Here is a 13,463-nt window from a genome sequence, read left to right as displayed (position 1 = left end):
AACACTAAAAAGTTTGTTTTTGTCTACGTGCCGTGCTTTATGCACGGCATCCAGTTGATCTTGAACAATGTGCGAGGCTAGATTCCGCGCATAAAGCGCGGAACGTAGGCATTTTGATTTCATAGTATCCGTTTAGATGCGGTTGCCCTGGATAAAAATGGTTTGCTTGATTGTGTATAAATAGAAAGAGTAAGAGTTGATGCAAAAAGTAAAAACAAAGGGAGGAGTGATAGTTGAGTCTGATAAACAGATTTTAGGTTATCCTCAGCAGCTTGATCACCTCATTAAAGCGCTTAATTCCGAACGTGGTGCTTTATTTACATCCAGTTTTGAATATCCTGGGCGCTATACTTGTTGGGATGTTGGCTTTCATAATCCTCCTTTGGTGATTAGCTGTAAAAACGCCACAATTAAAATCGAAGCACTGAATCAGCGAGGGTCTGTTTTATTAGGCATTATCAGCCCAAGATTAAAACGTCTCTCGGTCGTTGAGATCACAGACTATAATGAACATTGTTGTGAGGTCAGAGTTGTTCATTCAGATAAAGTTTTTACTGAAGAAGAACGAAGCCGCCAACCGAGCGTTTTTTCGGTGTTAAGGGAAATTATTTCTCTGTTTAAATCAGAGGATGAACCTTTTCTTGGGTTATATGGCGCGTTTGGTTATGACTTAATTTTTCAATTTGAAGACCTTAAAGTTCATCACAATCGCAACCCAGATGATCGCACCCTAGTTTTATATTTTCCGGATGAAATCTTTATCGTAAATCACCGTAAAGAGGAGGCATTTACAATACGGTATGAATTTACTTTTCATAAAATGTCGACCAAAGACATGGACAGGACTGGTTCATGCTTGTCCTATAAGCCGATTAATAAACCCGCACAGGATTGTGATCATAAACCTGGGGAGTATGCTGAGGTTGTAAAACTAGCTAAACAGCAATTTAGCTGTGGCGATTTATTTGAGGTTGTACCGAGCCAAACCTTTTATCGTCATGTAAGCGAACAACCTGCTGAAATTTTTAAACGCATGAGGACGGTAAATCCTTCGCCGTATGGTTTTTTTATTAATCTTGGCGATGGGGAATATCTAGTAGGTGCTTCACCGGAAATGTATGTTCGGGTTCAAGGGCGGAGAGTTGAAACTTGTCCTATTTCAGGCACCATTAAGCGCGGTGAAAACGCCATTGAAGACGCAAGAAATATTCAAGAACTGTTAGAATCTGAAAAAGAGTGTTCTGAATTAACCATGTGTACGGATGTGGATCGCAATGATAAATCCAGAATCTGTAAGCCAGGTAGTGTACAGGTTATTGGAAGAAGACAAATTGAGATGTATTCACGATTAATACACACGGTCGATCACGTCGAAGGAATACTTCGAAACGACTTTGATGCGCTGGATGCATTTTTATCTCATATGTGGGTCGTCACGGTTACCGGTGCGCCTAAGCTCTGGGCAATGAATTTTATTGAACGACAGGAAAAATCACCCAGGAGATGGTATGGAGGAGCTGTAGGCTGGCTAGGATTTAACGGCGATATGAACACGGGACTTGTGTTAAGAACGTTAAGAATTAAAGAAGGGATTGCTGAAATTCGAGTAGGAGCAACGTTACTTTATGATTCTAATCCCGAGGCCGAGGAACAAGAAACTCGCTTAAAAGCTTCCGCATTTATTGATTTGCTCGATAAGCCTAAGGCTGAAGCTCAAAAGCAAACTTCTTTATCAAAAGATGGGGAAGGAAAACGTGTTTTACTCGTCGATCATGAAGATTCATTTGTGCACACTTTGGCAAATTACGTTCGTCAGACTGGAGCTGAAGTGACTACAGTTCGATATGATCAGGCCAAACCTTATTTGGAGATGTCAATCTCTAAAAGAAAGAATCGTCTTGAGCGGTCTATTCAAGGGAATAACCCTTATGATTTAGTTTTGTTATCTCCTGGACCAGGAAAACCAAAAGACTTTGATATATCACAAATTATTAGCGCTGTTATCTCAAAAGGTATACCATTATTTGGGGTATGCTTAGGATTGCAAGGGATTGTTGAGCATTTTGGCGGTACTTTGAGTGTTTTAGATTATCCGATGCATGGTAAACCCTCAACGATAACAGTATTGCATCAGGATGGCTTGTTGGCTGGTCTTGGGAAGCGCTTTACAGCGGGACGTTATCATTCGCTTTATGCCGAGAAAGCGCATTTCCCAGATGAGTTGCAAGTGACCGCCATAAGTGAGGATGGTGTCATTATGGCTTTGACCCATAAAACACTTCCGATTTACGGGGTTCAGTTTCATCCTGAAACAATACTTTCATTACCAAACCAGGCAGGATTACGTATTATCTGCAACTTAATGAGGATGATTAAGCATAATGCGGGATAAAATATTAATTCTTTACGCGTTGTCCATTTTATTAGGAATTTTAACCGGCTGTGTCGGCTCTCTCTTACAATTATCCATTACTTGGTTAGGGAAATTATTAACCTGGTGGTTCTCCTTTGCCAATGCCCATGATTGGCCAGTAGAGCTTGTTTCGGCGCTAACAACTATGGTCATGGTGTACTTATCTTGGGCTTTGGTGAAGTGGGTAGCATCGGAGGCTTCTGGCAGTGGTGTGCAGGAAATTGAAGGAACGCTTCTTCATGAGCGGCCGATTTTTTGGCGAAGATTGCTTCCGGTTAAATTTATCGGTGGTGTTTTAGCTATTTCTTCTAAAATGGTTTTAGGACGAGAAGGTCCAACCATCCAAATTGGCGGGAACATAGGAGAAATGCTAGGTGAATGGTTTTCTCTACCCAGAAAAAGACGCGACTCACTCATTGCAGCAGGCGCAGCCGCAGGGCTAGCCACCGCGTTTAACGCACCTCTTGCAGGGGTGCTCTTTGTGTTGGAAGAAATGCGCAACGAATTTAACTTTTCTTTTGTGAACTTCAAAATGGTTGCCATTTGCTGTGTCATGGCGACGATTGTATTGCATCTGATTATTGGTCCCCAGCCCGATATTCCAATGGACGTATTTTCTCTCCCAAGCTTGCAATCGCTTTGGCTATTTTTTCTCTTTGGGATTCTTGTCGGATTTGTTGGTCTGTTTTTTAATACATTCTTAATGAAGGTTTTATATGGCTTAGACCAGTTAAAACCTTGGGTGAAAGATTTATACGTACTGGTGATTGGGTTATTGGTTGGGTATTTAGCCTATATGCAACCTAATTTTGTAGGTGGTGGTTATGTCATTATTGAAAAATCTTTAACACTAGATCCAGGGCTTTCAATGTTACTTATTATTTTTATTGTGCGATTTATCATGACCTTATTATGTTATGGGACTGGAGTTCCTGGCGGTATCTTCGCACCCATGCTTGCCTTAGGAACTATTCTTGGGTTAGCAGCCTCTCATATTCTTCAGGCGATTTCTAACGACCTGACTATTCATCCTGGTATGTTTGCTGTAGCTGGCATGGGCGCATTATTTGCAGCAGCGGTTCGAGCACCCGTCACAGGGATTATTTTGGTGGTGGAGATGACCCAAAATTATCTTTTAATTTTACCACTGATGGTGACTTGCTTGACATCAACTACCATCGTGCAATTAGCCAAAAACGCTCCGATTTATACGCAACTTTTACATCGAACGCTAAAAAAGGCTCATGCCGAAGAAACATTAGATACTTAGGAAATAAACGGCTTTGAGATTCAGTTCTCTTGGAAAAAATCTAAAAAATTGAATCTTGTATTTGTAAAAATAACGATTAACCGGTAAATTAAAAAAAATCAGATCCCGAGCGCTTGGTTATTGAATGCCTAATTTTACTAAGCATCGCAAACTGGCTTTTCTATTGATTTTTCCGCAATTGCTGGTTACGTTGCTATTTTTTATCTGGCCTGCGTGTGGGGCAGTTTTACAATCGCTTTTTTTTAGTGACGCTTTTGGATTACACAATCGCTTTGCGGGATTGACGAATTATATTGATTTGTTCCATAGCCCAGATTATGGCAAAGCAGTGGTTGTAACGTTAGTTCTTGCCCTTGCAGTAACTTTTTTTACAATGTCATTAGGATTAGCTATTGCCGTCTTGGTTAATGGGCGTAATAAAAGTCAGAGACTTTACAAAACGTTACTCTTATGGCCCTATGCAGTGGCTCCGGCTGTGGCTGCAATTCTGTGGCGCTTTCTTTGTCATCCGACTCTTGGATGGATTTCAAGAATTATGCAGTCCCTGGGATATGATTTCAATTATCTCATCCATGCGAATCAAGCCATGTGGGTGATTATTGTTACCGCCACCTGGCAGCAATTTAGTTATAATTTCTTATTTTTTTTTGCAGCGCTTAAGCTCATTCCTAAAAATTTAATAGAAGCAGCCATCATGGATGGTGCTTCTACTTGGCGAAGATTTTGGCAAATCATCTTCCCATTATTATCACCAACAACCTTTTTTTTATTGATAATGAACTTTATCTATTGCTTTTTTGATACCTTTGGAATTATTCAGGTCATGACTAACGGTGGGCCAGAAAACAACACAACCACGTTGATCTTCAAAGTGTATCAAGATGGGTTTGTTGGAATGGATCCAGGCAGCTCTTCCGCTCAATCCGTCATATTGATGATAATCGTGATAGGACTCACTTTAATCCAGTTCCATTATCTTGAGAAAAAGGTTCATTACCAATGAATATAGGCAATCCAGTATATCGCGTAATTCCTCATGTTTTATTGTGTGGTTTTATCGTATGCATGTTTCTGCCTTTGTATCTTGCCTTGGTTGCTGCAAGTCATGAAGGTGGGGCATTAATGCATGCGCCAATTCCACTGTTACCCGGCCGTGCATTTATTACTAATATAATGACCGTACTAAATGAAGGCTTGTCTGCAACCGGTGGTGAGCCTGTTGCTAGGATGTTGTTGAATAGCCTAGGGATGGCGGTAATGATTGCAATTGGAAAAGTGCTTCTTGCGCTACTGTCTGCGTTTGCGCTTGTTTATTTTGCTTTTCCGTTTAAAAGGGTATGTTTTATATTAATTTTTATGACATTGATGCTTCCTGTTGAAGTTCGTATTGTTCCTACCTTCCAAGTAGTTGCTTCAATTGGCTGGTTAAACTCGTTTGCTGGATTAACGCTACCTCTGATGGCATCGGCTACCGCAACGTTTTTGTTCCGTCAGTTTTTTAAAACCATACCCTCTGAATTGGTCGATGCCGCAAAAATGGATGGGGCTGGCCCTTTAAGTTTTTTTCTTGATATTCTAATCCCTCTTTCAAAGCCCCAAATTGCAGCGCTTTTCATTATCTTGTTTGTATATGGCTGGAATCAATATTTATGGCCTTTGGTTGTCACAACAAATACTGAAATGGCAACGATTGTTATGGGAATTAGGTACTTGGCAGGTGTAGCGGATCAAATACCACAGTGGCATTATATTATGACAGTAGCATTAATTGCCTTAACTCCTCCATGCATATTAGTCATCACACTTCAACGTTGGTTTGAACAAGGGTTAAGAAACTAATGGCAACAGTTAATATTGATTCAGTAAGTAAGCGTTATAGTGACACGGTTATTTTAAACGATATCAGCCTCAATATAGAAAAAGGCGAGTTTGTAGCCTTAATTGGGCCTTCTGGAAGTGGGAAATCCACCTTATTGCGGCTAGTTGCAGGCTTAGATACAGTCAGTGATGGCAGTATTTTAATTAATGATCAATGCGTTAATCAAATTCCTCCTTCGCGGCGAAATATGGCTATGGTCTTTCAAAACTATGCGTTATACCCGCACATGACGGTTTATTCAAATATGGCATACGGTTTAAAAATGCGAGGTATCAATAAAAAAGTGATTCAAAGTCGGGTGGAAGAAGTCAGCGATCTCTTGCAGATAAGACCCTATTTATATCGTAAACCGATGGCATTATCGGGGGGACAACGTCAACGTGTCGCTATGGGCAGAGCTATTGTGCGTGATCCTGCCGTGTTTTTATTTGATGAACCTTTATCGAATCTCGATTCAAAATTACGTACAGAAATGCGTCATGAGATTAAAAAACTACACCAAAAGTTAAATACAACTTGTCTTTACGTTACCCATGATCAAACGGAAGCGATGACTCTGGCTGACCGAATTGTCATTTTAAATCAAGGAAATATCGAACAGGTAGGAACCCCACAAGATCTCTATCAAAAGCCCGCGAGTATATTTGTAGCTGGATTCATTGGACATTACCCAATGAATTTTATTCCTGCTACTATAGATGAATCTACAAATAAAATTAGAACACTGGTCGGAACTGAGCATCCCATGCCTAGGTTAGAAGGTTCTTTAGATGATGCGGATGATTTGATGGTTGGGGTTCGTTCGGAACATTTTCATTTGATTCAAAACGACGTAGCAAATGGCATTATGACCCAAGTGCAATATGTGGATGATATGGGTTCAGATATGTTGGTACAGGTCATCAGTGAGATTGGTAACTTTTCGTTATCAATTCGTTTAGTTGAACGATTGCCTGAGCATAAAAGCCAGTTGATGCTGGGCTTTAATTTAACTAAGGCGAGTCTTTTTTGTAGTAAAAGTGGGCGCAGACTTGGAGGTTGGGATGAGTAAGAGTAAAGAACTGCGATTAATCGATAAGCCAATTTATCACTATTGGCAGGCAATATTCCTATCGTTTTACTCGCCTAGTCTTTATCGTGATGTAAGCAAGCGTTGGAAGGGGGTGGGTGCCATCTATCTGTTTCTTGTTATTGCGATTGGTTGCGTTCCTTTAAGTGTCCGTGTGATTAGTTATATGACCGATTATATTGATAACGAGCTTATCGCGCCCCTTGAGAAAATACCTAAGTTATATATCCAAGGCGGGCAAATTTCTTTGGATAAACCCATGCCTTATATGATCAAAAACAAATCTGGCAATGTGGTGGCGATTGTTGATACCACGGGTAAAATAAAAGAAATTACGCCTGAATACCCACATTTAGTATTACTGATTACTAAAAATAAACTGTACTTCAGAGAACCCCCGCCTCCACCGTTGTTTAAAGCTACAACTGTTCCTGTTGCTGAGAAAGAAGTTAAAGTACAAACTATTTCAGATGAAGATACGGAGATCTTTGACGCCAAAGCGTGGATTCAACACAGTGGGGTTTTCAATGTTCGACTGATGGTCCAAGTTCTGGTTTATCCAGTGATGTTGATCTTATTTTATTCTATCTATTTAGTTCTATTATTGACTTTACCGTTGATGGGTCAAATCCTTGCGTCAGTATTTTTTAACTTCAAACTCAAATATATCGAAGCTTGTCGAGTGTTTGCTGTAGCAGCCACACCACAAATTATCGTCTTTTTTATCTTGATGACTTTCGATATAGCTTTTCCTGGACTTGGGTTTGTATATCTTGCTTTGTTAGCTGGATATTTTTATTACGCACTGGCGTGTATTAAGTTTGAGCGTCATAAAATGGTGCGTTCATGAGGCAGACCATTCATTTTGCTCATGGGAATGGGTTTCCATCGCCTTGTTACCATCAATTGCTTAATCGTCTAAGTGAGCGATTTAATGTTTGTTTTATTGATAGGATAGGACACTCTTCTGATTATCCTGTAACCGAAAATTGGCATAAGCTCGTGGAAGAACTTATTCACAGCGTAAAATCGCAATCAGCGGAGCCAGTAATTGCAGTTGGGCATTCGTTGGGAGGAGTGCTCAGTTTTAGGGCCGCAATTGAACAGCCTGAGTTATTTCAAGCGGTGATTATGTTGGATTCTCCAATCATTGGCCGCTTTAAATCCCGTCTTTTGAAACTTTCAAAAACATTAGGCATGATTGATCACATAACGCCTGCATTTAGAACTCGAGGTCGGCGTCATTTTTGGAAAACGAAAGAAGATGCAATAAAGTATTTAAGAAGTCGTGATTTATTTAAACACTTTACAGACGCTTGTCTCGAAGACTATATTGAATATGGTATGACTAAAAACGATAACGGATATTCTCTTCGCTTTGACAAAACGATAGAGTATCAAATTTATCGTACAATCCCTCATATGCTCTATAAATATGAACAACGGCTTACAGTACCATGCGCACTAATACATGGTAAAAAGAGCAATGTCATAGATGGCCTGGATTTACGTAACATGAAAAAGAACTACAACATATATTGTTACGAGATACCCGGTTCTCATATGTTTCCGATGGAGCATCCTGAATTAACCGCCCGGTTCGTTTTTAGAGCAATTGAAGATCTAGTAAGGCATCCTGATTCCTTGCAACCAGGATAGGAATTACCGAGAAACAGTCTCGTGGATAAACACTTACCCCGTGTTCATTTTATAAGGAGATACACGTGTTAAACAGCCTAATTTTGTTCGCTTTCATAGCGGCTGCAGCCATTCTCTTGGCCAAGCAGGCATCAATAATGGTATGGACGATAAGTTATGCGTTCGTGGCGTTATGGATTACACACTATTATTCTCCTGGCATTTTTCTTTCTTTTTTAATGTGGGGGCTGTTAAGTCTTTTGACTTTGGCTTCTATCAAACCGTTGCGTAGGAAATATCTTTCTAAGATTCTGTTTCATAAAGTACGTCAAGCTATGCCAGCTATGTCTCGCACAGAACGTGAAGCCTTAGAAGCTGGGTCTATTGGGTGGGAAGGTGAGTTGTTTAGTGGTTCTCCCGACTTTAAACATTTAAGAGATATATCACCCGCCGCATTATCAAACGATGAACAAGCATTTTTAGATGGTCCAGTTAATGAGTTATGTCGCATGATTGATGAATGGGACATTACACATAAACGGGCTGATCTTCCACCTGAACTGTGGGAATTTGTTAAAACGAAAGGGTTTTTCGGAATGATTATTCCTAAATTCTATGGTGGTTTAGGATTTTCAGCCGTTGGTGTTATGTCTGTCTTAGTGAAGCTATATGCTCGATCTATAACCGTTGCAACTACAGTCGCAGTCCCCAACTCACTAGGCCCTGCGGAATTGCTGTTGAAATACGGAACCAAGGCACAACAAGAGCATTACTTGCCAAGACTTGCTGATGGAAGAGACATTCCTTGTTTTGCACTGACTGGGCCTAATGCAGGATCTGATGCAGCATCAATTCCGGATACTGGTATTGTATGCATTCAAAAGATTAATGGTGAGGAAGTTGTTGGAATACGGCTAAACTGGAATAAACGATATATTACTTTAGCTCCGGTTGCGACTGTGATTGGTCTTGCTTTCCGCTTATTTGATCCCGACCATATTCTTGGAGAAAAAGAGGATATTGGCATTAGCTGTGCTTTAATTCCAGCAGACTATCCTGGTGTAATTAAAGGACGTCGACACTTTCCGTTAAATACTCCCTTTATGAATGGGCCAACGCAGGGTAAAGATGTGTTTGTACCCATCGATTATTTAATTGGTGGCGCTAAAATGGCAGGCCATGGCTGGCGAATGTTGATGGAGTGCTTAAGTGCTGGCAGAGCAATTTCATTGCCTTCCAGTGCCGTGGGAGCTGCTCAAGCGGTTTCAATGGCAACTGGAGCTTATGCTCGAGTTCGCAAGCAATTTAATCAGCCAATTGGTCGATTTGAAGGCATAGAAGAGGCTTTGGCTAGAATTGCAGGTAAAACTTATATGATAGATGCGGCTCTCACTACAACCGCGAGCGCCATTAATAAGGGTAAAAAGTCCGCGGTTGCAGGCGCTATCTTAAAATATCATACCACTGAATGGGCGCGGCAAATTGGTATTGATTCAATGGATATTCACGGTGGAAAAGGAATTTGCTTAGGACCCCAAAATTATCTTGGTCGCGGCTATGAAGGTGCACCTATCAGTATCACTGTTGAAGGAGCAAATATTTTGACCCGTAGCTTAATTATTTTTGGACAGGGTGCTATACGCTGTCATCCATACGTTTTAAAAGAAATGGAAAGCATTCGTGAGAATAATTTAGCCGAATTCGATACAGCATTATGGAGCCATGCAGGATTTTTTATGGCTAATTTTGTAAAATCAATCTTCTTTTCGTTAAGCGATGGTCGTTTCACATTTGCTCCAAATGGGTATACCAAGAGATATTATCAACTGATTCATCGCTATAGTTCGAATCTAGCGTTTTTGGCTGATTTTTCAATGATCGTTTTAGGCGCAAAACTGAAACGTAAAGAAAAAATTTCCGCTCGTTTAGGGGATGTGCTCAGTTACTTGTATATTGCATCGTGCGTATTACATCGATTTTATCGTGATGGAGAACCTGCCTCAGATAAGCCGTTAGTGGATTGGTGTTGCCAATATTTATTCTATCAAATTGAAGAGGCCATACACGGAGTTATTGTTAATATGCCAATGCGTTGGGCTAGAATCATTTTGAAAATAATTTTACAACCTATTGGAAGACAACGGGCTCTTCCCAGTGACAGACTGGGCCAAAAACTAGCTCGAATCCTTTTATCACCCAATGAATCTCGTGAACGGTTAACCAGATTTGTATTTCATGAAGCTATACCTAACTGTCCGCTTGGGGAAGTTGAAGAAGCGTTTCAGAGAATATGTCGTGTGGAAGAGCTGGAAAAGAAACTATCCTCGGCCATAAAAGAGAAAAAATTAGACTCACTCACGACCTTTGAACAGATCAATGAAGCTCTAGAAAAAGCAATTCTCACAGCAGAAGAGGCGGAGAAACTTCGACAAGCAGAAGCAGCAAGGCAACACGTTATTGCAGTTGATGACTTTAGCACCGAAGAGCTTGCTTTAGGCAAGGGTAATAAACCTTCAAAAAAGAATAAAATGCTAGAGGCATTAGGAATTGATGCGTAAAAGTTTCACGCTAAATTAGGCAACGTATATGGACTCATCCGTTTTCGCAAGTAATCATTGAGTGAAAAGAGAAGTATATGTATGCATACGTATATCCGGCCATTCAATGAGTGAGAACTGTTTTAATTCACTCGGGCCTTGATGATATTCGCGCTCTGTCTCCTTATCGTCCCTACGGATATTCATCCAGGTTGCCTATCCGGTATTGACAGAGCAGGTTTTACCATTTTCACATCAATTTTCTTGCAAAACACAGGTAAGTTATCGTTTCTTCTTTGTTATACCCGTAATCTTTCAAAATGCATGATTTATGCTTTTTCTTTTTCGCCCTGCCGCATTTTAAAAAACTCGCAAGGGAATGAGCCATTACTCGCTTTTTAAAATGCGGCAGGACAAAAAATAAAGGCGCCTAAAAACACGCATTTTGAAAGATTACGGGTATAAACCTCTTTGTTTTCCAAACACGTTTTAAATACATAACCTCTTTGGCGATATTGTTTTAGAAGTACAAACTTTTAAATGGTCAACGTATTTATCGCCATAAGCCAACATCGCCCAAATATGTCTGGCGTTCTTATTTGCCACAGCAACAGCCGCTTTGTTATAGCCACGTTCCTTATGAATCCGACACATGGTAATCCCCCCATTTTTAACTGGCGTCAAAAGTAGAAACCTAGGCCAGTAGAGCCAATTTTCTTTTGGGTGGAATTCCTTCTATTGCTGAGTTAGGGGGGATTACCAGTGTCCAAATTCTGCTGCAAGGTCTCGCCAAGGACCGCCAACTCGCATACGGTAGAACATTCCCTCAACCATAAGTCGAAGATTTGGCTTGTCATAAATTCCGTGCTGTAGCATGATCATCTTTAGCTTCGACCATAGCTCATCTGTGAGCATTAGTCGGGCCATTGCAAACTCATTTTAATATTGGTGTTGGAACTGCGATTTTACGAGTTGCGATTATTAATCAATTGGTTGGATGAAAAATAAAAACTACCCTTAATGGGTCTAAATTATCTGAATAGATTTGTACTTAGTTAAAAACACTGGATCCCTCGGACAAGCCGCGGGACGACGGGGGGAGGGTTCAAATGTCAACAGCCCTTAGTGACTTACAATCAAGCTAAAGGACAGAAATCTTTAATGCTTAAGAAATGGTTAATATTAGTATTTCCTTGGGTAATTTGGTTCATTTCAATTTTATATTATTTGCACCAATATTTTTTGCGACTTTCGTTTACAAGTTTGTCGGATAAATTTACCGAACTATTCCATCTAAACATGATCAGTCTTTCCAATTTAAATAATGCATTCTTTTATACATTCATTGGTACACAACTCTTAGGTGGATTTTTAATCGATCGGTTTGGCGTAAGAATTATGCTTACTCTTGGAGCATTATTTATGGGGGCGGGTTGCTTCGCTTTCGTCCATTCTGTTGATGTTCGAGAACTTGAACTTTCACGAACATTAATGGGGTTGGGCGCACCCATTGCATTCCTCGGTTCGATAAAATTAATTGATGACTGGTTTGATAAAAAATATTTTCAATTATTAGTGGGTGTCACCATCACTATTGGAAGCATAGGCGCATTTTTAGGTGAAGGCGTATTATCCTTATGGTTGCAAGAGAAAGATTGGCATAACTTATTTTTTAGTTCAGGAGTTGTAGCAATAATCTTAGCTTTATTAACGTTTCTCATTATTCGGGACTACCCAAAAGAAAAAGTACACGAAATGCGAGAAAAAGAGAAAATATCTCTTATTTTGTCGAATGTATTCAACCAATTAAAAACAAAAGATACTTGGCTAATAATTCTTTTTTTTAGCTTATTACAAGTTCCGTTACTTTCATTTTATAGCTTTTGGGCAATTCATTTTTTTAAGGTTCGATTTTCTGAGTCTGTTGAGCACGCGAGCTTAATTAGCTCCTTATTTTTTCTTTTTTATTCTTTGGGTGTAATATTTTTTTCTTATCTTTACAGTAAAGTCAAACACAAGGTTCTCATTCTGTTCCTGGCAACCTTCTTAGCCACAATATTCTATACATCTATTATATATTTCTCTAATCTTAGCGAGCTCATGATTATCGTTTTAGTTGCTGTTACAGGAATTTTCCTAGGCGCCACGGTGTTTTGCTATTCATTTTTGCGGGATCTGTGTCATCAAAATTCCGTCGGAACAATGAATTCAATCATGAGCGCATTTAGCATTGTAATCAGTATATTGACGAACAATCTGATTGGATGGTTTATTGATAATAACCTGTCTCTATTAGAAACAATATTAAACTTTGCAGGTTACCCTTATCATGTCTATAGTAGAGGCTTAGGGATTATTATAATTCAATTGTGCCTAGCTATGCTGCTAATATTATTATATGGAAAAAGGAAAAGAGCTTTAATATAAAGATCTCTGTACAGTACAGATTTTTCTGTCTTGTATTGAGTTAATTACTTAAGTTTAGTATACATAGGAGTTTGGTACTACATTGTTGATTAAAGTGTGCACTAATAGCTCATATGGTGTGAGCGATCAAGGTTTAGTCTCTAACAGTATTGCGCTTATCCCTGTTGCGGAAAAGTCAACCTATATACCCATGATCGTTCAAAATGCGGCTTTCGATAGAAGATCACTCG

At 39.7% G+C, this 13,463-nt stretch carries 10 protein-coding genes and 1 pseudogene; 9 read left to right on the top strand and 2 right to left on the bottom strand.

Annotation, left to right across the window (positions count from 1 at the left end; genetic code table 11):
• Nucleotides 1-196: 196 nt before the first annotated feature.
• The 8 genes from E1O47_RS00375 to E1O47_RS00340 all read left to right on the top strand — a co-directional run bounded on the left by E1O47_RS00375 (nt 197) and on the right by E1O47_RS00340 (nt 10,827).
• Nucleotides 197-2,392 (top strand): anthranilate synthase component I, encoded by a 2,196-nt coding sequence (locus E1O47_RS00375; RefSeq protein ID WP_165475001.1) that lies wholly within the window; start codon nt 197-199, stop codon nt 2,390-2,392.
• Nucleotides 2,382-3,683 (top strand): H(+)/Cl(-) exchange transporter ClcA, encoded by a 1,302-nt coding sequence (clcA, locus tag E1O47_RS00370; protein ID WP_133129286.1) that lies wholly within the window; start codon nt 2,382-2,384, stop codon nt 3,681-3,683. Before E1O47_RS00375 ends, clcA begins: the two co-directional genes overlap by 11 nt.
• A gap of 124 nt (nt 3,684-3,807) precedes the next feature.
• A complete protein-coding gene (locus tag E1O47_RS00365; RefSeq protein ID WP_133129285.1) occupies nt 3,808-4,686 on the top strand; it encodes an ABC transporter permease subunit in 879 nt (292 codons plus the stop codon).
• Nucleotides 4,683-5,522, top strand: a complete 840-nt coding sequence (gene ugpE, locus E1O47_RS00360) for a sn-glycerol-3-phosphate ABC transporter permease UgpE (RefSeq protein WP_133129284.1) — start codon at nt 4,683-4,685, stop codon at nt 5,520-5,522. The genes E1O47_RS00365 and ugpE overlap by 4 nt, the downstream gene beginning before the upstream one ends.
• Complete coding sequence (locus E1O47_RS00355; protein ID WP_133129283.1) at nt 5,522-6,613, top strand: ABC transporter ATP-binding protein; 1,092 nt, start codon at nt 5,522-5,524, stop codon at nt 6,611-6,613. The genes ugpE and E1O47_RS00355 overlap by 1 nt, the downstream gene beginning before the upstream one ends.
• Nucleotides 6,606-7,481 (top strand): DUF1189 family protein, encoded by an 876-nt coding sequence (locus tag E1O47_RS00350; RefSeq protein WP_133129282.1) that lies wholly within the window; start codon nt 6,606-6,608, stop codon nt 7,479-7,481. Before E1O47_RS00355 ends, E1O47_RS00350 begins: the two co-directional genes overlap by 8 nt.
• Nucleotides 7,478-8,290 carry an alpha/beta fold hydrolase gene (locus E1O47_RS00345; RefSeq protein WP_133129281.1) on the top strand — a complete coding sequence of 271 codons (813 nt, stop codon included), beginning with the start codon at nt 7,478-7,480 and terminating at the stop codon, nt 8,288-8,290. Before E1O47_RS00350 ends, E1O47_RS00345 begins: the two co-directional genes overlap by 4 nt.
• Nucleotides 8,291-8,355: 65 nt before the next feature.
• Entirely contained in the window at nt 8,356-10,827 is a 2,472-nt protein-coding gene (locus E1O47_RS00340; protein ID WP_133129280.1) for an acyl-CoA dehydrogenase, read from the top strand.
• Nucleotides 10,828-11,295: 468 nt separating this feature from the next.
• On the opposite strand, the gene E1O47_RS12200 is transcribed toward E1O47_RS00340, so the two are convergent.
• Nucleotides 11,296-11,460, bottom strand: a complete 165-nt coding sequence (locus E1O47_RS12200) for a hypothetical protein (RefSeq protein ID WP_165475000.1) — start codon at nt 11,458-11,460, stop codon at nt 11,296-11,298.
• 105 nt (nt 11,461-11,565) lie between these two features.
• A pseudogene (locus E1O47_RS00335) lies at nt 11,566-11,733 on the bottom strand (transposase); the annotation flags it as partial.
• Between the two features lie 198 nt (nt 11,734-11,931).
• Here E1O47_RS00335 and E1O47_RS00330 point away from each other — a divergent pair.
• Nucleotides 11,932-13,233 carry an MFS transporter gene (locus tag E1O47_RS00330; RefSeq protein WP_133129279.1) on the top strand — a complete coding sequence of 434 codons (1,302 nt, stop codon included), beginning with the start codon at nt 11,932-11,934 and terminating at the stop codon, nt 13,231-13,233.
• Nucleotides 13,234-13,463: the final 230 nt, after the last annotated feature.

The sequence above is a fragment of the Legionella yabuuchiae genome (assembly GCF_900640115.1).
Lineage (GTDB): Bacteria > Pseudomonadota > Gammaproteobacteria > Legionellales > Legionellaceae > Legionella_A > Legionella_A yabuuchiae.
The sequence above is the reverse complement of the archived record's forward strand: the minus strand, read 5'-3'. Positions and strand labels throughout refer to the sequence as shown.

Coding starts and splice junctions, on each gene's coding strand:
- clcA (WP_133129286.1), top strand. CDS start 2,382: ATGCGGGATAAAATATTAATTCTTTACGCGTTGTCCATTTTATTAGGA.
- E1O47_RS00365 (WP_133129285.1), top strand. CDS start 3,808: ATGCCTAATTTTACTAAGCATCGCAAACTGGCTTTTCTATTGATTTTT.
- ugpE (WP_133129284.1), top strand. CDS start 4,683: ATGAATATAGGCAATCCAGTATATCGCGTAATTCCTCATGTTTTATTG.
- E1O47_RS00355 (WP_133129283.1), top strand. CDS start 5,522: ATGGCAACAGTTAATATTGATTCAGTAAGTAAGCGTTATAGTGACACG.
- E1O47_RS00350 (WP_133129282.1), top strand. CDS start 6,606: ATGAGTAAGAGTAAAGAACTGCGATTAATCGATAAGCCAATTTATCAC.
- E1O47_RS00345 (WP_133129281.1), top strand. CDS start 7,478: ATGAGGCAGACCATTCATTTTGCTCATGGGAATGGGTTTCCATCGCCT.
- E1O47_RS12200 (WP_165475000.1), bottom strand. CDS start 11,460: ATGTGTCGGATTCATAAGGAACGTGGCTATAACAAAGCGGCTGTTGCT.